Raw genomic sequence first — 19,000 nt, 5'->3', positions numbered from 1 at the left:
CCCCCACTATTCTGGAGTACCCGCATATGTTGAAAAGCAATGGCGAACGCCTGTGGGCGAGCCTGATGGCCATGGCCGAAGTCGGCGCCACCGCCCGCGGCGGCAACTGCCGCCTGGCCCTCAGCGAGGAGGACAAAGCCGGCCGTGAACTGTTCAGCCACTGGTGCCGCGAAGCGGGCCTTAGCCTGTCGGTAGATGCCATCGGCAACCTGTTCGCCCGCCGTGCCGGCAGTGACCCGCATGCCGCCCCGGTCATGATGGGCAGCCACCTCGACACCCAACCCGAAGGTGGCCGTTTCGATGGCGTGTATGGCGTGCTGGCCGGCCTGGAGGTGGTGCGCCGCCTGAATGACCTGAACATCCACACCCGCAAGCCGCTGGAAATTGCCGTATGGACCAACGAGGAGGGCGCGCGCTTCACCCCGGCCATGTTTGGCTCGGCGGTGTTCACCGGCAGCCTCGCGCTGGCCGAGGCGCTGGCCATTCGCGATGCCGATGGCGTCAGCGTCGCCGACGAACTGCACCGCACCGGGTACGCCGGCCAACGCCCGCTGGGCGGCGAGGTGGATGCCTATTTCGAGGCGCATATCGAACAAGGCCCGATCCTTGAAGACAACGCCAAGGCCATTGGCGTGGTCAGTGGTGGCCAGGCTATCCGCTGGCTGGACGTGACGGTCGAGGGCATGGCGGCACACGCCGGCACCACGCCGATGCTGCTGCGCAAGGATGCGCTGTACGGCACTGCGCGGATGATCCAGGCGGTCGAGCAACTGGCAGCGGACTTTGCCCCCCAAGGCCTGACCACCGTAGGTGAGCTCTCCATTGCCAAGTCTTCGCGCAACACCATTCCCGGCCTGCTGCAGTTCACGGTCGACCTGCGCCATCACCGCGACGAGGCCATCGAAGCCATGGAGCGCGAGCTGACCCTGAAGCTGCAAGCCATCGCCAGCCAGCGCGGCCTGCAAGTGCGTATCGAGCGCCACTGGGTGAGCCCGGCGACCCCGTTCGATGCCGACTGCGTGGCTGCCGTGCAGCAAGCGGTGGATGGCCTTGGGTATGCGCAGCAATCGATTGTCAGCGGGGCGGGTCACGATGCCATTCTGTTGGCGCGGTACTGCCCGACGGCGATGGTGTTCATCCCCTGCGTCGGTGGCCTGAGCCACAACGAGGCTGAGGACGTGCTGCCTGATGATGCCCGACAGGGCGCGGATGTACTGCTGAACGCTGTGCTGGCACGGGCAGGCCGTGTCGACATAACTCATTGAATAGGGGGACCCTGTGGGAGCGGGCTTGCCCCGCGAACACCGGCAAAGCCGGTGCCATGCATCGCCAGGCCCCCTTCGCGGGACAAGCCCGCTCCCACAAGTTCCTGCAAACCTTACCCACGCTGAGGATGTCGTGGCGAACTACATCCCACCCCTTCGCACATGCTTGACGAACACCTTCTCCAGCAACTCCCACATCGCCGGGTCCGTACTGAACGCCACATTGAAGCGCATCCACCCGGTCGCTTTGGCATCGACCATGAACAACTGCCCAGGCCCTAGCATGATGCCTTTCTCCAGCGCATCATCCAGCAATGCGGCACTGTCCGGAATCGCCGGGTGGCGGGTCCAGATGTACATGCCTTCATCCGATTCGGTGAACAGTTCGAAGCCCAGTCGATGCAGATGCCGGCCAACTTCCTGGTGCGCCTCGGCCAGCCGCTGGCGCAGGCGCTTGAGGTGCTTGCGCCAGCGGCCGTCGATGATCGCGGCGTACACCACACGCTCCATCACCTGCGAGGTGGTCAGGCCTGAGCGCATCTTCAGGTGCAGCAGCTTCTGCATCAGTTCGGGGTTGGCCAGCATGTAGCCGACCCGCACATTGGGCGAGATGCTCTTGGAGTAGCTGCCCACGTACACCACCTGCTGCAGGTGGTCGAGGCTGGCCAGGCATGGCTGCGGTTCGGTGACCATGTCGGCGTACAGGTTGTTTTCCACCAGGCGGAAGCCGTGCTGGCTGGCCAGTTGCAGCAGGCGGTGCAACTGCGGCAGCGGTGTGCGTGAGCAGGTCGGGCTGTGCAGGTGCGGCTGGGTGAAGAACGCCGTCGGGCGGTGGTGGGTGAGCAACTGCTCCAGCTGGTTCAGGTCGTAACCGGCCGGGGTGCGTGGCACGCCTACCAGGGTTGCGCCCTGGGTACGCAGGATGCTCATCAGGTTGGGGTAGCCAGGGTCGTCGACCAGCACCACATCGCCTGGGCGCACCAGCGTGCGGGCGGCCAGGTCCAGGGCCTGGCTGGCACCGTGGGTGAGCATCAGCTGTGCCGGGTTGGCGACGATGGAAAGCTCTTGCTGCAAATTCTGCGCTGTCAGCGTACGCAGTTCCATCAGGCCCATGGGGTCGCCGTAACCCGACAGTTCCAGTGGGCTGCCGGCCACCTGGCGCAGCCCGCGACGCAGGCCGTCTTCGTACATCCAGTCGTTGGGCAGCCAGCCGCACCCCGGTTTGTAGGGCAACTGACGGATCTCGAAGATCTGCTGCAGGTACCACTCGGAGTTGAACATTGGTCGACTGGCGTCGGCCTCGGTAGTGTGCCGGTCCAGCATTTCGCCCGCCGCACGGTTGACGAAGAACCCCGCATTGCCACGGCTCACCAGCAGCCCCTGGGCGACCAGGCGGTCGTAGGCCTCGACCACGGTGAAGGTGCTCACCGAATAGCTCGCGGCAAAGGCGCGTATAGACGGGACCTTGGCGCCCGGCTTGAGGGTCTGGTTGTCGATCAACTCACGCAACCCGTCGATGATCTGGTTGACCAGCGGGGTGGGGGAGTCTGGATGTAATTCGAACATTCGGGGCCTTCAGGGTGCGTATCGCCTGGCGTTTGCAGGGTGTACTGCATGGGCGACCTGTACAGTGCAGTGCGAGATTCATGCCACTGTGCATGGCTCTCTGCGTCGGACATTTTTACATTAGGTGTCGGATATCGCCACATAAAGCATGTTCAGTTCGCTTCAGGCAGTCGTCCTGGGGCGCGTCAGCAGGCCGCCATGGAGGGCCTGCGTGTGTTCGCTCACACCATCCTGCCCGCATTAGCACTGATGTACAGGTGAAACCGCCAGCCATCGGGGTTTCACGGTTTTCCTTGGATAAAAAGAAGCACGGGGTACACAACTGATGGACGCAACATCCACAACCACCACCGCGAAAGGCGGGCACGAGAGCAAGCTCAGTGCCTCGTTGAAGTCGCGCCACCTGACGATGATGTCGATCGCCGGGGTTATTGGCGGCGCCTTGTTCGTCGGCTCCGGCAGCGTGATCCACAGCGCCGGCCCAGCCGCTGTCCTGGCCTACCTGGCGGGCGGCATCCTGGTGGTACTGATCATGCGCATGCTGGGTGAAATGGCGACGTCCTCGCCAGACACCGGCTCGTTCTCCACCTACGCCGACCGCGCCATTGGCCGCTGGGCCGGTTTCACCATCGGCTGGCTGTACTGGTGGTACTGGGTCATCCTCATGGCCTGGGAAGCCTATGTGGCGGGCAAGATCCTGCATGGCTTCTTCCCGGATGTCAGCGTCAACGTGTTCGTGCTGGCCACGACCCTGTTGCTGATTACCGTCAACTTCTTCAACGTCAAGCACTACGGTGAGTTCGAGTTCTGGTTCGCCTTGATCAAGGTGATCGCGATTGTCTGCTTCCTGATCGTGTGTACCGCTGCCGTGATGAACGTCTGGCAGTTTGGTGAAGTGCGTGGCATCAGCCACCTCACCGCCGAAGGCTTCATGCCCAATGGCATCACCACCGTGATCGGTGCATTGCTTGGGGTGATGTTCGCCTTCCTGGGCGCCGAAATCGTCACCATCGCCGCTTCCGAAGCCAAGGACCCGGCCGCGCAGATCGTCAAGGCCACCAACTCGGTGGTATGGCGTGTGTGCCTGTTCTACGTCGGTTCGATCTTCCTGATCGTCTGCCTGGTACCGTGGAACGACCCGCACCTGGGTGTTTCCGGCTATGGCGCTTATCGCCGTACCCTGGAACTGCTGGGCGTGCCGTATGCCGAGCTGCTGATGAACTTCGTGGTGCTGACCTCGGTGAGCAGCTGCCTGATCTCGGGCCACTACACCGCTTCGCGCATGCTGTTCTCCCTGGCCCAACGGGGTGATGCGCCGTCGTTCTTCAAGATCACCCGCGCCGGCACCGGTGTACCGGTATACGCGATCATGGGCTCGTGCGCCGTGGCCGTGGTGTGTGCGCTGATCAACTTCAGCGAAACCCTGCGCCCGAAAGACGTGCTGGATACCCTGATGAACACCACCGGCATGATCGCCCTGCTGGTGTACCTGGTCATTGCCTTCTCGCAGCTGCGCATGCGCCGCAAGCTGATTGCCGAAGGCAAGGAAGTGCGCCTGAAGATGTGGCTGTTCCCGTGGCTGACCTACCTGGTGATCGCGTTCATCGTGGCCGCACTGGTCACCATGGCCTTCATGCCTGACTACCAGATCCTGGTGATTTCCACCGGTATTGCGGCGGCAGTCGTGGTGGCAATGGGCGTGGTGCACCAGATCCGCTCTGGCAGCAGCAAGCAGCACTAAGCGTCACTCGTGCCTGGAAACGGCCGGCTCCCTTGGGGACCCGGCCGTTTCGCGTTGTTGGGCCTGGGTTTTTTCTGCGGGCATGTGGAAGCGCTGGTTCATCCACGGCGAACCGAGCAGGGCGGCGGCGGCGATCAGGGCCAGGATGGCGAGGGCGATGTAGGTCTTCATGGGCAGGCGCATACATGGACTGACTTCACGCATAGGCGGTCAGTTCCGGCGATAGGGCCCTCACAGTCGACAGATGGCATATGCTAGGCACATTGCCCGCCCAAAAGGAGCCCCACATGGCTTGGTCCGCCAACCAGTATTCCCTGTTCGAAGACGAACGCACCCGTGCCGTACGCGACCTGCTCGCCGCCATCCCGCCACGGCCGGTGCGCCACGCCACCGACCTGGGCTGCGGCCCGGGCAACTCCACCGAGGTGCTGCTGCAGCGCTACCCCGATGCCCAGGTGACGGCACTGGACAGCGACCCGGACATGATCGACAAGGCCCGCGAACGCAAACGGCTGTGCATCCCGCGGGTACGCACGGTCATTGCCGACATTGCCGGCTGGTCCGCCCCAGAGCCGCAAGACCTGATCCTGGCCAATGCCTCGCTGCAATGGGTACCTGACCACGCCTCGCTGTACCCGCACCTGGTGCGTCAGTTGAGTGAAGGCGCCAGCCTGGCCGTGCAGACCCCCGACAACCTCGACGAACCAGCCCATCGGCAGTTGCGCGAGATTGCCAGCCAAGGCCCTTGGGCGGCGAAATTCGCCGATTTCCAGTTGCCGCCACGGCACGGTGCGGCGTTCTACTACGACCTGCTCAGCCCGCTGTGTGCGCGGGTGGATGTGTGGCGCACCACCTATCACCACCCTTTGGTGGGTGGCGCCGAAGCGGTGGTGGAGTGGTTCAAGGGTTCGGCCTTGCGGCCTTACCTGGCCAGGCTTGACGAGCAGGAGCAGGGCGACTTTCTGCAGATGTACCTGCAGGCCATGCAGCGCGACTACCCGCCGGCCACCGATGGCAAGGTGCTGCTGCCGTTCCCGCGGTTGTTCGTGATCGCTACCCGCTAGGGCGGTGCCATCGCCAGGCCACGTAGCTGTAGACGCCGAGGTTGAGCAGCAGCACAACGCTGCCCAGTAACAGCTGGATGTGCGGTGTCAGCCCGGCGGGGTAGATCAGTGGCCAGATGTAGTGCTCCACAAAGCCGCCCTGGTAGCCTGCGCCCCCGGCTGCGCTGCGCATGCGGTTTTCCCAGGTGGTGAGCGGGCAGCCCAGGTGCAGGCATTCCACCGCCACGCCCCAGGCCAGGGCCGGCAAGTGGATGAACAGGGCAGGGCGCCACTTGAGTACCAGCAGGCCGCCGAACAGCACCAGCAGGATGAAGGCCAGGTGCAGCAGGACCAGGGTGTCGGCGGCCAGGCGGTAGAGCATGGTTAGTGTGCCCGGGGGTTGAAGTTATCCCAGCATAGTCGGGTGGCCTGCACTGGCCTCTTCGCAGCACAAGGCTGCTCCTACAGGTTATCGCATTCCTCTGTAGGAGCAGCCTTGCGCTGCGAAAGGGCCGGTACAGGCTTACAACCCTTCCTCAACCATCTGCAAAAAGGTCGCCACTACCCGGCGCGTACGCTGTTCGCTCAGGCACACCAGCGTCTCGGTCAAATGCCGCTGACAATCCACAATCGGTAACGCGCACACCCGCGCATCGGCGCCAAACTCGGCCGCGGAGACCACCCCCACGCCTATCCCCACCACCACCGCCTCACGCGCCGCTTCCCGGCCTTCCACCTGGATCGCCGGGCGAATCCGCAAACCCGCTCGTTGCATCTCTTCTTCCAGCGTCTGGCGCGTCACCGAGCCGGGCTCGCGCAGCACCAGGGGCGTGTCGTCGAGGTCGGCGAGGCTGATCGAGCCACGGCTGGACCACGGGTGGTTATGCGAAACAAACGCCACCATCGGGTCGCGGCGCAGTGGCAGGCAATGCAGGCGCTCATCATCGACATCCCGGCCGAGCAGGGCCAGGTCAGCCTGGTAGCTGAACAAGCGGGCCAGCGACTCATCGGTGTTGCCGGTCTCGATTTTCACCTGGATGCCCGGGTAGCGCTGGCAGAAGCGGGCGATCTGCGGCAGCACGTGTACCGGCGCATCCACCGCCAGCACCAGGCTGCCGGTGTGCAGCGCACGCGAATCGTGCAGCAGCTCTTGAGCTTCGACCTCGCAGGCGAACAGGCGCTGGCTGATGCCCAGCAAGCGCTCGCCAAGATCAGTGAGCTGCACCGAACGCTTGTTGCGGTGGAACAGCAAGACGCCGAAGCGCTCCTCCAGTTTGCGCACCTGGTCCGACACCGCTGGCTGGGTAAGGAACAGCTTTTCTGCGGCGCGGGTAAAGCTGCCGTGCACGGCCACCGCATGGAAGGCCTTCAGTTGTGCGTGGGAAAGCGACATGACAGACCTCAGTAACAAGCTGGGCTTATGTGTGTAATACGATAAATCGATTTTATTTATCTTAGCGCAACTGTTTCCATGAATGTCAGCCCGATGCGGGTACCACGAGTACCGCCTGGGCCATGGCACCCACACGGCGCCATCTGACCCGATGACAGCCTCGTCATCGCTGTGCGTAACACAAGAACAAGACAGGCGTTTCTTCACATTCTGCCGGCACACTTGAGCAAGAGGTCAGACTTACATGAATCAATCCCTAGCCGCGTTGAAACGTTGGCGCATCCAGATTTTCGCCATCACCTGGCTGGCTTACGCCGCCTTCTACTTCACCCGTAAAGCCTTCTCGGTAGCCAAGCTGGGCATTGCCGAAGACCCAGGCTTCATGCTCGACAAGGCCGCCATGGCCAACCTCGACGCCATCTACCTGGCCGCCTACGCTGTGGGCCAGTTCACCTGGGGCATGCTCGCCGACCGCTTCGGCCCGCGTGTGGTGGTGCTTGGCGGGTTGCTGATTTCTGCAGTGGCGGCAGTGGTGATGGGCAGTTACGCCACCTTCCCGATCTTTGCCACCTGCATGCTGGTGCAGGGCCTGGCGCAGTCCACCGGCTGGGCCGGCTTGTGCAAGAACATCGGCAGCTTCTTCCCGGCTTCGCAGCGCGGGCGGGTATTGGGCCTGTGGAGTTCCTGCTATGCCTTCGGCGGCCTGGTGGCCTCACCGTTCGCGGGGTGGTGGGCTTATACCCTGGTGGGCACCTGGCACGCAGCGTTCTTCTCCAGTGCCGCAGTGGTGGCCCTGGTGGCCGTGCTGTTTTTCTTCCTGCAGCGCAACAAGCCTGAAGATGTCGGCCTGCCGGCCGTGGAGCCCGAGCCGCAGAGCATGGCCCCGGCGGACAACCTGTGCAGCGTGTGGGCACCGCTGAGGGAGATCCTGCGCAACCGCACGGTGCTGACCCTGGGGCTTGCGTACTTTCTGCTGAAGCCGGCGCGCTACGCCATCCTGTTGTGGGGGCCGGTGATTGTCTTCGAACAGATGCCATCGGTGGGCAAGGTGGGGGCGGCAATCATCCCGACCGCCTTCGAACTGGCGGGGTTGCTAGGCCCGATCATGATCGGCCTGGCCTCCGACAAACTGTTCGGCGCCCGGCGCATGCCGGCCTGCGTGATCAGCCTGGTGCTGCTGACCATGACCCTGGCGGCGTTCATGGCGGCCATGCATACCGGTAGCGTGATGCTGGTGGTGGCCTTGCTGTTCGTCATGGGCCTGACCCTGTACGGGCCGGACTCAATGATCAGTGGTGCTGCAGCCATCGACTTCGGCACCGCCAAGGCCGGCGCCACCGCCGCAGGTTTCGTCAACGGCTGTGGCTCGGTGGGGGCGGTGCTGGGCGGGCTGCTACCCGGTTACTTCGATGGCGTCACGGTGTTCATCGTGTTCGCTGGCTGCGCGCTGTTCTCGGCGCTGGTGCTGTTACCGCACTGGAACAGCCGCCCGGCCAGCAATGCACAAAGTACCGACGTAGCACCGAATACCAGCATGGCAATCAAGCCACTGCGTACCTGAAAGGAAAGCGAGCAAATGAGACCCTTCTGGCTGCAACAGGCCCTGGATTCCACGCAGGAGGCGGTGTGCCCGCCGCTGCAAGGCGATACCCGTTGCGATGTGTGCATTGTCGGTGGCGGTTATACCGGCCTGTGGACGGCACTGATGCTCAAGGAGGCCGTACCGGCCCTGGAGGTGGTGCTGATCGAAGCCGACATCTGCGGCGCCGGTGCCAGTGGCCGCAATGGTGGCTGCGCGTTGTCCTGGTCGGCCAAGTACTTCACCCTCGAACGCCTGTTCGGCGTGGCCGAGGCGGTGCGCCTGGTGCGCGAGTCGGAGCGCAGCATCGCCGGCATCGGCGAGTTTTGCGCGGCCAATGGCATCGACTGCGACTTTCGGCTGGACGGCACGTTGTACACTGCCACCAACCCGGCCCAGGTAGGCGCCACCGATGCGGTGATCGCCGCGCTGGAGCACAAGGGGATCAACTCGTTCCGCCGCCTGCCACTGGAGCAGGTGCAGCGCCTGGCGGGTTCGGCGCGGCACCTGGAGGGCTGGTTCTCGCCGGCCGCCGCCACGGTGCAGCCGGGCAAGCTGGTGCGCGGCTTGCGTCGGGTGGCCTTGCAACGCGGCGTGCGCATTCATGAAGGCACAGCCATGACTGGCCTGGAGCACGGTGCCCCGGTGCAGGTACGCACCGCTCATGGCACCGTGCGCGCCGACCGCGTGGTGCTGGGCCTCAATGCCTGGATGGCACGCGCCTTCCCGCAGTTCGAGCGCAGTGTGGCGATCGTTTCCAGCGACATGGTGATCACCGAGCCGTGCCCCGAACTGCTCGGCCAGAGTGGCCTGGACAGCGGAATCAGCGTGCTCGACTCGCGTATTTTCGTGCATTACTACCACAACACCTCTGATGGTCGGCTGATGCTCGGCAAGGGTGGCAACACCTTCGCGTATGGCGGGCGCATGCTGCCGGTATTCGACCAGCCTTCGCCGTACCGGCCCTTGCTGCGCGAAACCCTTGGCGAGTTTTTCCCGGCCTTGGCCGAGGTGCCACTGGCGGCCAGCTGGAACGGGCCGTCGGACCGTTCGGTGACCGGCTTGCCGTTCTTTGGTCGCCTGGACGGTCAGGGCAACGTGTTCTACGGCTTTGGTTACTCCGGCAGCGGCGTTGGCCCGTGTCATATGGGCGGGCAGATTCTTTCGTCGCTGGCGCTGGGGCTGGATAACCCGTGGACCCGTTCGCCGCTGGTCAAGGGGCCGCTGGGGCTGTTCCCGCCCGAACCGATCCGCTACCTGGGCTCGCTGATGGTGCGCAATGCCATCCGTCGCAAGGAGCGCGCCGAGGATCACGGCTTGCGGCCGCGTCGCCTGGATGTGCGCCTGGCGCGGTTTGCGGCGGCGGCGGGCAAAGCCGATAAAGGCTGATGAGATTTCTTGTCGATCCCATGCTCGAGGGCGTATAAAATGCCCCCACTTTTGGCCGGTCGCTTCCTGAACCGGCCGCTGAAACAAGAGAGTCGACATGGGCGCACAGTGGAAAGCCAAACATAGAGAAACAGCGGCCAATGCCAAAGGCAAGGTCATGGGCAAGCTGTCCAAGGAAATCCAGATCGCTGCCAAATCGGGCGCCGATCCCGACATGAACCCACGCCTGCGCCTGGCCATCGTGCAAGCCAAGAAGGCTTCGATGACCCGTGAAACCCTGGAGCGGGCGATTCGCAAGGGCGCTGGTCTGGACGGTGATGCCGTGCAGTACTCGGCAGTAACCTACGAAGGGTTCGCGCCGCACCAGGTGCCGTTGATCGTCGAGTGCCTGACCGACAACGTCAACCGCACCGTCGCGCAAATCCGTGTGCTGTTCCGCAAGGGCCAGCTGGGTGCCAGCGGCTCGGTGGCCTGGGACTTCAACCACGTCGGCCTGATCGAAGCCACCCCGGAAGGTGACGCCGACCCGGAAATGGCGGCCATCGAAGCCGGCGCTCAGGACTTCGAAGAAGGTGAAGAAGAGGGCTCGACCCTGTTCATTACCGACACCACTGACCTCGATGCCGTGCAGAAGGCCCTGCCGGAGCACGGCTTCACCGTGACCGCGGCGAAAATCGGCTATACCCCGAAGAACCCGGTGAGCGCAGCCAGCCTGAGTGCTGAAGCACTGGCTGAGGTTGAAGCGTTCCTCGAAGCGATCGACGAGAACGATGACGTGCAGAACGTCTACGTCGGCCTCACTGACTAATGTGTGTATCCGGGGCCGCTTTGCGGCCCTTCGCGGGCTTGCCCGCTCCCACAGGTTCACCGCAGCTTCCGGCACAGCAGTGAACCTGTGGGAGCGGGCGAGCCCGCGAATAGGCCCTTGAATGCCACCGCAGGCAGCCTGCATGAACCCCACCTTCGCCTCCCTCAGCCTCGCCCACCTGCGCACCCTCGACCATTTGCTGCAGTTGAAAAACCTCAGCCACGCCGCCGAGCGCCTGGGCGTCAGCCAGTCGGCCCTCAGCCGCCAGTTGGCCCACCTGCGCGAAGCCTTCGACGACCCGTTGCTGGTTCGCCAAGGCCGCGGCTACGTACTCAGCGAATACGCCGAAGCCCTGGTTGAACCGCTACGCCAGGTCCTCGAAGAACTGCACGCCCTGCGCCAGCCCGCCGTATTCGATCCAGCGCGCTGTGAGCGCCGTTTCTGCCTGGCCGCTTCGGACTACGTGGCCGAGCACATGCTGCCGTTACTGGTGGCCGCGCTGGAACACGAAGCGCCCGGCGTATCGCTGGAGTACCGTACCTGGCAGGCCGGCCAGTATGCGTTGCTGGCCAGCGGCGAAATCGACCTGGCAACCACCTTGTTCGACGAGTCGCCACCCAACCTGCACGGGCGCTTGCTGGGTGAGGACCGCGCGGTGTGCCTGATGCGCCACGATCACCCGCTGGCCGCCCACACCTCGCTCAGCCAGGCCGATTACCTGGCGCACAAGCATGTGCGGATTTCTGGCGGTGGCGACAAGGACAGTTTCATCGACCGTCACCTTCGCGCCCAAGGCCTGCAGCGGCGTGTCAGCCTGGAAGTGCCGTTTTTTTCCGCCACCGTAAAGGTCGTTGCCAACAGCCAGGCCGTGGCCACCGTGCCCGAGCACATCGCCCGGCAACTGTGCCGCTTGCATGACCTGGCCTGGCGGCCGTTGGGCTTTATCGAGCATAGCCAGCGCTACTGGGTGGTGTGGCACCAGCGGCTGCAGGCTTCGGCCGAGCATCGCTGGTTGCGCAACCGGGTGTTCGAGCTGTGGCGTCAGTCGCAGTTTGGCGTGCAGGGCGGGCATGCGGGTTTGCCATAGCAGGTATGCGCAAGGCGGGGTTATTCGCCGGGGGATAGGTGCCTAGACTGGGGGCATTGTGTTGCCTGTTCCGGCCTCTTCGCGGGTAAACCCGCTCCACAAGTACTGCACCGTTCTAGAACTTGGTGCAGTACCTGTGGGAGCGGGTTTACCCGCGAAGAGGCCAGTACAGGCAGTGGATTACCCACAGGAGAGCCCACGTGACCCCCGAACAATTCCGCCAGTACGGCCACCAACTGATCGACCTGATCGCCGACTACCGCCAGACCGTTGGCGAGCGCCCGGTCATGGCCCAGGTCGAGCCCGGCTACCTCAAGGCCGCCTTGCCCGACACCGCTCCCCGGCAAGGTGAACCCTTCGAAGCCATCCTCGACGACGTCAACCGGTTGGTCATGCCCGGCCTGTCCCATTGGCAGCATCCGGACTTCTACGGCTACTTCCCCTCCAACGGTACTCTGTCCTCGGTACTCGGCGACTTCCTCAGCACCGGCCTGGGTGTGCTAGGCCTGTCGTGGCAGTCCAGCCCCGCACTCAGCGAACTGGAGGAAACCACCCTCGACTGGCTGCGCCAGTTGCTCGGCCTGTCGGGCCAATGGAGCGGGGTGATCCAGGACACTGCCTCTACCAGCACCCTGGTGGCGCTGATCAGCGCCCGCGAGCGCGCCAGCGACTACGCACTGGTGCGCGGTGGCCTGCAAGCCCAGGCCAAACCCCTGATCGTCTACGTCAGCGCCCACGCTCACAGCTCGGTGGACAAGGCCGCGTTGCTGGCGGGTTTTGGTCGCGACAATATTCGCCTGATCCCCACCGACGAACGCTACGCCCTGCGCCCGCAGGCGCTGCAGGCAGCCATTGAGCAAGACCTGGCAGCGGGTAACCAGCCATGCGCCGTAGTGGCTACTACCGGTACCACCACCACCACTGCGCTGGACCCGTTGCGCCCGATTGGCGAGATCGCCCAGGCCCATGGCCTGTGGCTGCATGTGGATTCGGCCATGGCCGGTTCGGCGATGATCCTGCCCGAATGCCGCTGGATGTGGGACGGCATCGAGCTGGCCGATTCGGTAGTGGTCAATGCGCACAAGTGGCTGGGTGTGGCCTTTGACTGCTCGATCTACTACGTGCGTGATCCGCAGCACCTGATCCGGGTGATGAGCACCAACCCCAGCTACCTGCAATCGGCGGTGGATGGCGAGGTGAAAAACCTGCGTGACTGGGGCATCCCGCTGGGCCGCCGGTTCCGCGCGTTGAAGCTGTGGTTCATGTTGCGCAGCGAGGGTGTTGAAGCGTTGCAGGCGCGGTTGCGGCGTGACCTGGACAATGCCCGGTGGCTGGCGGAGCAGGTTGGGGCTGCGGCGCACTGGGAAGTGCTGGCACCGGTGCAATTGCAGACCTTGTGCATTCGCCATCGGCCGGCGGGGCTGGAAGGGGAGGCGCTGGATGCGCATACCAAGGGGTGGGCCGAGCGGTTGAATGCCTCCGGGGATGCGTATGTGACGCCGGCGACGCTGGACGGACGATGGATGGTGCGGGTGTCGGTGGGGGCGCTGCCGACTGAGCGGGAGCATGTCGAGACGCTTTGGAAGCGACTGCAAGAAGTGGTTGAGGGCTGAGATTGCCGGGGCCGCGTTGCGGCCCATCCGCGGCACAAGGCCGCTCCCACAGGTATGGCGCATGGCTTGAAGGCGATGCGGTCAATGTGGGAGCGGCCTCGTGCCGCGAATGGGGCGCGAAGCGCCCCGGCGGTCTATCAGTGGCTCACCGCCTGAAAGCTACCCTTGCGGCTCGCCTCATACGCTGCCTTTTCCATCGGCTTGGCGTTCGGGTTACCCAGGTCTTCCATCGCCAGGCGGTGGGTTTCCGGGGCAATGTAAGCGGCCAGGGCGCACACGCAGGTGATGAAGAACGCCAGGCTACCGACCACCAGCGGGATGTTGTCCGAGCCAGGCGGTGCAACCAGGGCGAACAGCGCGGGCAGCATGGCGGTCAGCATGGTGCCGATGTTTTGCGCGATGGCCATGGCCGAAACGCGGTAGCGGGTGTGGAACAGCTCTGGGTAGAAGCTTGGGAACACCGCGTTGTAACCCTGATACACCATGCCCCACATCACGATCGAGGCGGCGAATGCCATTGGCACGTTCTGGATGCTGATCGCATACAGGTAAACGAAGGCCAGCAGGCCAGAGCCCAGGCAGCCGGCGATCATGGTCGGGCGACGGCCGATCTTGTCCGACAGGTTGCCGATAAACGGAATCACCAGTACCGCGACGATGTTGCCGACCACCGGGATCCACAGGTACACGCTCTTGTCGAAGCCGATGCCATAGGCCGGCTGCACCGCGTAGGCTGCGCCGAAGATGGTGGCCACCACCGGAATCACGTTCATCAAGGCCATGAACATCACCAGCACCATGTGCTTCCAGCTGTGACGGAAGGCTTCGCTGATGGGCGACTTGGCAACCTTTTCCTGCTTCTCTTCCTTCACGAATGCCGGGGTTTCATGCACTTCCTTGCGGATGATGAAGCCTGCGATCAGCACGATGGCGCTCATCAGGAACGGAATGCGCCAGCCCCATTCGGTAAAGGCTTCGCTAGGCATGAAGTAAGCCAGTGGCAGGAACACTGCCGCCGCCAGCACCTGGCCGGCCTGTACGCCTTGCAGGGTGAAACTGGCGTAGTAGCCTCTTCGACCGAACGGCGCATGCTCCATGATCATGGAACTGGCCCCGGAGATTTCGCCGGCCACGGCAAAGCCCTGGATCAGGCGCAGCACCACCAGCAAGGCTGGCGCGAGGTAACCGATGTCGTGGTAGGTGGGCAGCAGGCCTACCGCCATGGTCGACAAGCCCATCAGGAACATGCACAGCAGCAGTACGTTCTTGCGCCCGCGGGTGTCACCCCAGTGGCCCAGCACGAAGGCACCGACCGGACGCGCCAGATAGCCCACACCGTAGGTGGCCAGCGAGGCGATGATGGCCATTTTCGGGTCGGTATTGGGGAAGAAGATCTGTGGGAAGATCAGTGCAGCGGCCTGGGCGTAGATGAAGAAGTCGTAGTACTCGAGTGCCGAGCCTATCCATCCACTGGCGGTCGCTTTTTTGGCTTGCGAGCTGGAGTGAGCCATCGTTGTCTCCGTTGTTATTGTTGTTTGCGCAGGTTCCGCCGTTGGTTAGCCAGGGCAGGAGGCAGTGGTCGGTATGCCTGCGTCTGTGGTCCATGTTGACCACGGGCCAGCGGTCTAGCAATTCGTTAAAACGGGTTTTGTGCGATAATCGAACGAAAAACTAACCATTCCGTACAAAGGGATTGAAGCGACGACTTTACCTGCGAATAATTGATCGTGCCATAAACTGTGACAGTGGTTTTTTTACCCGACTGGCACCGTCATTTTCTAACAACAAGGAACTCCCGCCATGCAGCGTTCGATCGCTACCGTGTCCTTGAGCGGCACCCTGCCGGAAAAGCTCGAAGCCATCGCCGCCGCCGGTTTTGACGGCGTCGAGATCTTCGAAAACGACTTGCTCTATTACGCTGGCAGCCCGCGCCAGGTGCGCCAGATGTGCGCCGATCTGGGCATCGCCATCACCCTGTTCCAGCCGTTCCGCGACTTTGAAGGCTGCCGTCGCGACCGCCTGCAAAAAAACCTCGACCGCGCCGAGCGCAAGTTCGACCTGATGCAAGAGCTGGGTACCGACCTGGTGCTGGTGTGCAGCAACGTTCAGGCCGATGCCCTGGGTGACGAACAGCTGCTGGTCGACGACCTGCGCCTTTTAGCCGAGCATGCCGGCAAACGTGGCCTGCGCATTGGCTATGAAGCCCTGGCCTGGGGCCGCCACGTCAACACTTACCAGCAAGTCTGGAACCTGGTACGCCAGGCGGACCACCCGGCCCTCGGGGTGATCCTCGACAGCTTCCACACCTTGTCGCTCAAGGGCGACCCGAGCGCGATCCGCGACATCCCAGGCGACAAGATCTTCTTCGTGCAAATGGCCGACGCGCCGATCCTGGCCATGGATGTGCTGGAATGGAGCCGTCACTTCCGCTGCTTCCCGGGGCAGGGCGAAATGGACATGGCCGGTTTCCTGGCGCCGATTCTTGCCACTGGCTACCGCGGCCCGCTGTCGCTGGAAATCTTCAACGATGGCTTCCGCGCCGCGCCCACCCGGCAGAATGCCGCCGATGGTCTGCGGTCGCTGTTGTACCTCGAAGAACAGACCCGCTTGCGCCTGGAGCAGGAAAACACGCCGATCGAACCTGGCGTGCTGTTCACTCCACCAGCGGCCAGTACCTATGACGGCGTGGAGTTCCTTGAGTTTGCAGTCGACGAAGCCGTTGGGGCGCGCCTGGGCAGCTGGCTCAAGCGCCTGGGTTTTGCCGAAGCCGGCAAGCACCGTAGCAAGGAAGTGCAACTGCTGCGCCAGGGCGATATCAACATTGTCCTGAACGCCGAACCGTACTCCTTCGGCCACAACTTCTTCGAGGCCCATGGCCCGTCGCTGTGCGCCACCGCGCTGCGGGTCAACGACCAGCAAGCCGCTCTGAAGCGTGCCACGGCCTTCCGCGGGCAGCCGTTCCGCGGCTTGGTCGGCCCCAACGAGTGCGAAGTGCCGGCGGTGCGTGCGCCGGATGGCAGCCTGCTGTACCTGGTAGAGCAGGGCACCGCCGGCCACACCCTGTACGACACCGATTTCAGCCTGGACAAGGATGCAGCGGCCACTGGCGGCCTGCGCCGCATCGACCATATGGCCCTGGCCCTGCCAGCCGAATCGCTGGACAGCTGGGTGCTGTTCTACAAGAGCCTGTTCGGTTTCGCCGCCGACGACGAAGTGGTGCTGCCCGACCCGTATGGCCTGGTCAAGAGCCGCGCCCTGCGCAGCCAGTGCGGCACTTTGCGCCTACCGCTGAACATTTCGGAAAACCGCAATACCGCCATCGCTCATGCATTGTCCAGCTACCGTGGCTCGGGGGTTCATCACATCGCCTTCGATTGTGCAGATATCTTCCGTGAAGTGGCGCGTGCCAAGCTGGCAGGTGTACCGCTGCTGGAAATCCCGCTGAACTACTACGACGACCTGGCGGCGCGCTTCGATTTTGATGACGAGTTCCTCAGCGAACTGGCGTACTACAACGTGTTGTACGACCGCGATGCTCAGGGCGGCGAGCTGTTCCACGTGTACACCGAGCCGTTCGAGGACCGTTTCTTCTTCGAGATCATTCAGCGCAAGGGCGGCTATGCCGGTTACGGTGCGGCCAACGTCCCGGTGCGCCTGGCGGCCATGGCCAAGGCCCGCAGCGGCGCGGCGCGCAAGCCGGTCCTCTGACCCCGACGCGGTCGGTGCAGGAGTGGCGCAAGGCTGCTCCTGCACCGAGCGTGTATGCCTCAGGGGCGCTCAGCCACCATCAACAGCGACTGCGGCACCGCACTTTGCGGGTGCTGTGGTTCCTGCAAACTGACCAGCCGCAAGCCGGCCATGTCCAGTGCATTCAGCCAGCTGGCCAAAGTCCGGAAGTACCACGGCATCGGTTGCCAGTCCCCGGCAAAGCCGGCAAAAGACTCCTCTCGCCAGCCATCCTGATAGTCACCGCCCGCCACGCTCCAGGGGTGCAGGGTCTGGATCACGAGCGCCCCTCCTTGCACAAGCAACTCATTCATCGCCGCCAACAGCGGGATGATGTCCTGGTGTAACAGCGCAAAGTTGGCACAGACCAGGTCATAGCCCTTGCCCACATAAACCTGCGTATCGGCAAGCTGCGCATAGCTGGCCAGGTGCACTTCGGCCGAGCCCGCAGCGCGCGCGGCCTCTACCAGTGCCCGGTCGCCATCGACGCCCACGCTTTCGATACCGCGGTCGTCCAGTGCACGCAGCAGCCAGCCCTCACCACAGCCCAGGTCCAGCACCCGTCCGGGCTGGCGGCCAAGGATGGTCAGCAAAATGGCCTGGTCGGTAACTTGCCGACGGCTCTCGATGGCGCCACTGCGCACGGCGTCGATCCAGGCCCGGGCGTTGTGTTGCCAACTGTCGAGCAGGGTGCTTTCAGGGTCATGCATGGTGGTGCCCCTGTGGGTGAATTTGCGTGTATTCACTGATGGGCAGGCATCGCTGATGAAGACGATCTGGTTGTCCCTGTCGACCACGAACACGGTGTCCAGCCTCAGGTGGATGAGCCTGGGGTACAAGGCTTGAAGGTCTACGCGCATGGGCAGGACGTCCGAGGCATAGGGCCCGATCATAGCCTGAACTTCAAGGACGCAGCTATTGCTTGAGGATACGCTGGTCGACGTGTTTGGTGCGTGTGCGAAGCTCCTTGTTGAGGTCCAGGCACAGTATCATTCGCGCTCAATGCCCCACCAGCTCGCCCAGTAACCGCTGCTTGTACCCCTGCAACACCTGGCTGTCCCGCTGGCGCGGGTGCGGCAGGTCGATACGCAAATCCTCGCGAATGCGCCCCGGGTGCGCATCCATGACGAGCACCCGGTCACCCAGGTACAGTGCTTCCTCGATGTCATGGGTCACCATGATGACCGTGCAGCGTTCCTGCACCCAGATGCGCTGCAGCTCCTGCTGCAACCGTACCCGGGTCAAGGCATCCAGTGCGCCGAGCGGTTCGTCCAGCAACAGCACCTTGGGCTTGTTCACCAACGCCCGGGCAATTGCCGCGCGCTGGGCCATGCCCCCGGACAGCTGGTGCGGGTAGGCCTGCTCGTAACCACTCAGCCCCACCAGTTCGATGTGCTCGGCTACCAGGCGGTTTTTCTCCTCTGCGGGGAGCGCATGGTTTTTCAAGGCCAGGGCAATGTTCTGCTGCAGGGTCATCCACGGGAACAGGCGGTGGTCCTGGAACACGATACCGCGCTCCAGGCCCGGCCCGCGCACGGGTTGCCGGTCTAGCAGGATCTGCCCTTGGTAGTCCTGGTCGAGGCCGACGATCAGCCGCAGCAGGGTTGATTTGCCACAGCCGCTGGCGCCGACAATGCTGACGAATTCGCCAGGACGGATGTCCAGGTCGATGCCTTCGAGCACCGGTACATGCTTGCCTTTGAGCGGGTACGCCTTGTTCAGGCCGCGAATGGTCAGCGCGCCAGTGCTGGCGGTGGTGGGTAAAGCGTGAGCGATGGCGTTCATGGTCG

General features: G+C 63.7%; 16 protein-coding genes. 9 read left to right on the top strand and 7 right to left on the bottom strand.

What is annotated here, in order from left to right; genetic code table 11:
* The first annotated feature begins 26 nt into the window (after window positions 1–26).
* Entirely contained in the window at window positions 27–1,265 is a 1,239-nt protein-coding gene (locus LU684_RS05100) for a Zn-dependent hydrolase (protein WP_232894224.1), read from the top strand.
* Between the two features lie 141 nt (window positions 1,266–1,406).
* On the opposite strand, the gene LU684_RS05095 is transcribed toward LU684_RS05100, so the two are convergent.
* A complete protein-coding gene (locus LU684_RS05095) occupies window positions 1,407–2,831 on the bottom strand; it encodes an aminotransferase-like domain-containing protein (RefSeq protein WP_016486017.1) in 1,425 nt (474 codons plus the stop codon).
* Between the two features lie 325 nt (window positions 2,832–3,156).
* Between LU684_RS05095 and LU684_RS05090 the strand changes: the two genes are divergently transcribed.
* Window positions 3,157–4,572 carry an amino acid permease gene (locus tag LU684_RS05090; RefSeq protein WP_016486018.1) on the top strand — a complete coding sequence of 472 codons (1,416 nt, stop codon included), beginning with the start codon at window positions 3,157–3,159 and terminating at the stop codon, window positions 4,570–4,572.
* 3 nt (window positions 4,573–4,575) lie between these two features.
* Here LU684_RS05090 and LU684_RS05085 read toward each other — a convergent pair whose 3' ends face one another.
* Window positions 4,576–4,755 (bottom strand): hypothetical protein, encoded by a 180-nt coding sequence (locus tag LU684_RS05085; protein ID WP_016486019.1) that lies wholly within the window; start codon window positions 4,753–4,755, stop codon window positions 4,576–4,578.
* A 104-nt stretch (window positions 4,756–4,859) separates the two neighbouring features.
* Between LU684_RS05085 and tam the strand changes: the two genes are divergently transcribed.
* On the top strand, window positions 4,860–5,636 hold the full coding sequence (gene tam, locus LU684_RS05080; RefSeq protein WP_016486020.1) for a trans-aconitate 2-methyltransferase: 777 nt from the start codon (window positions 4,860–4,862) through the stop codon (window positions 5,634–5,636).
* On the opposite strand, the gene LU684_RS05075 is transcribed toward tam, so the two are convergent.
* Together LU684_RS05075 and LU684_RS05070 are read right to left on the bottom strand one after the other, a co-directional pair.
* Window positions 5,626–5,997, bottom strand: coding sequence for a DUF2784 domain-containing protein (locus LU684_RS05075; RefSeq protein ID WP_023048827.1), 372 nt, complete (start codon window positions 5,995–5,997; stop codon window positions 5,626–5,628). The genes tam and LU684_RS05075 overlap by 11 nt on opposite strands.
* A 141-nt stretch (window positions 5,998–6,138) precedes the next feature.
* On the bottom strand, window positions 6,139–7,008 hold the full coding sequence (locus tag LU684_RS05070) for a LysR substrate-binding domain-containing protein (protein WP_023048826.1): 870 nt from the start codon (window positions 7,006–7,008) through the stop codon (window positions 6,139–6,141).
* A gap of 244 nt (window positions 7,009–7,252) precedes the next feature.
* On the opposite strand from LU684_RS05070, the gene LU684_RS05065 reads away from it, so the two are divergent.
* The 5 genes from LU684_RS05065 to LU684_RS05045 all read left to right on the top strand — a co-directional run bounded on the left by LU684_RS05065 (window position 7,253) and on the right by LU684_RS05045 (window position 13,484).
* The gene (locus tag LU684_RS05065) at window positions 7,253–8,569 is read left to right on the top strand and encodes an MFS transporter (RefSeq protein ID WP_023048825.1); all 1,317 of its coding nucleotides are present in this window, start codon (window positions 7,253–7,255) and stop codon (window positions 8,567–8,569) included.
* Between the two features lie 15 nt (window positions 8,570–8,584).
* Entirely contained in the window at window positions 8,585–9,976 is a 1,392-nt protein-coding gene (locus LU684_RS05060; protein ID WP_210668144.1) for an FAD-dependent oxidoreductase, read from the top strand.
* Window positions 9,977–10,073: 97 nt separating this feature from the next.
* The gene (locus tag LU684_RS05055) at window positions 10,074–10,784 is read left to right on the top strand and encodes a YebC/PmpR family DNA-binding transcriptional regulator (RefSeq protein ID WP_016486024.1); all 711 of its coding nucleotides are present in this window, start codon (window positions 10,074–10,076) and stop codon (window positions 10,782–10,784) included.
* A 142-nt stretch (window positions 10,785–10,926) separates the two neighbouring features.
* On the top strand, window positions 10,927–11,871 hold the full coding sequence (locus LU684_RS05050; protein WP_024717697.1) for a LysR family transcriptional regulator: 945 nt from the start codon (window positions 10,927–10,929) through the stop codon (window positions 11,869–11,871).
* A 200-nt stretch (window positions 11,872–12,071) separates the two neighbouring features.
* The gene (locus tag LU684_RS05045; RefSeq protein ID WP_016486026.1) at window positions 12,072–13,484 is read left to right on the top strand and encodes a DOPA decarboxylase; all 1,413 of its coding nucleotides are present in this window, start codon (window positions 12,072–12,074) and stop codon (window positions 13,482–13,484) included.
* 137 nt (window positions 13,485–13,621) lie between these two features.
* Here LU684_RS05045 and LU684_RS05040 read toward each other — a convergent pair whose 3' ends face one another.
* A complete protein-coding gene (locus LU684_RS05040; protein WP_016486027.1) occupies window positions 13,622–14,995 on the bottom strand; it encodes an MFS transporter in 1,374 nt (457 codons plus the stop codon).
* Window positions 14,996–15,284: 289 nt separating this feature from the next.
* Here LU684_RS05040 and quiC point away from each other — a divergent pair, with 289 nt between their 5' ends.
* Window positions 15,285–17,192, top strand: a complete 1,908-nt coding sequence (quiC, locus tag LU684_RS05035) for a 3-dehydroshikimate dehydratase QuiC (protein ID WP_060518764.1) — start codon at window positions 15,285–15,287, stop codon at window positions 17,190–17,192.
* A gap of 59 nt (window positions 17,193–17,251) precedes the next feature.
* Here the strand turns inward: quiC and LU684_RS05030 are convergent, their stop codons facing one another.
* Complete coding sequence (locus LU684_RS05030) at window positions 17,252–17,920, bottom strand: class I SAM-dependent methyltransferase (protein WP_024717695.1); 669 nt, start codon at window positions 17,918–17,920, stop codon at window positions 17,252–17,254.
* 289 nt (window positions 17,921–18,209) lie between these two features.
* Window positions 18,210–18,995: an ABC transporter ATP-binding protein gene (locus tag LU684_RS05025; protein ID WP_016486030.1), complete on the bottom strand. Its 786-nt coding sequence runs from the start codon at window positions 18,993–18,995 to the stop codon at window positions 18,210–18,212.
* Window positions 18,996–19,000 lie beyond the last annotated feature (5 nt).

Source organism: Pseudomonas sp. NMI542_15 (assembly GCF_021283425.1).
In the GTDB taxonomy this organism is placed as follows: domain Bacteria; phylum Pseudomonadota; class Gammaproteobacteria; order Pseudomonadales; family Pseudomonadaceae; genus Aquipseudomonas; species Aquipseudomonas fortuita.
Note: the sequence above shows the minus strand (reverse complement) of the source record. Positions and strands in the feature narration are given on the sequence as shown.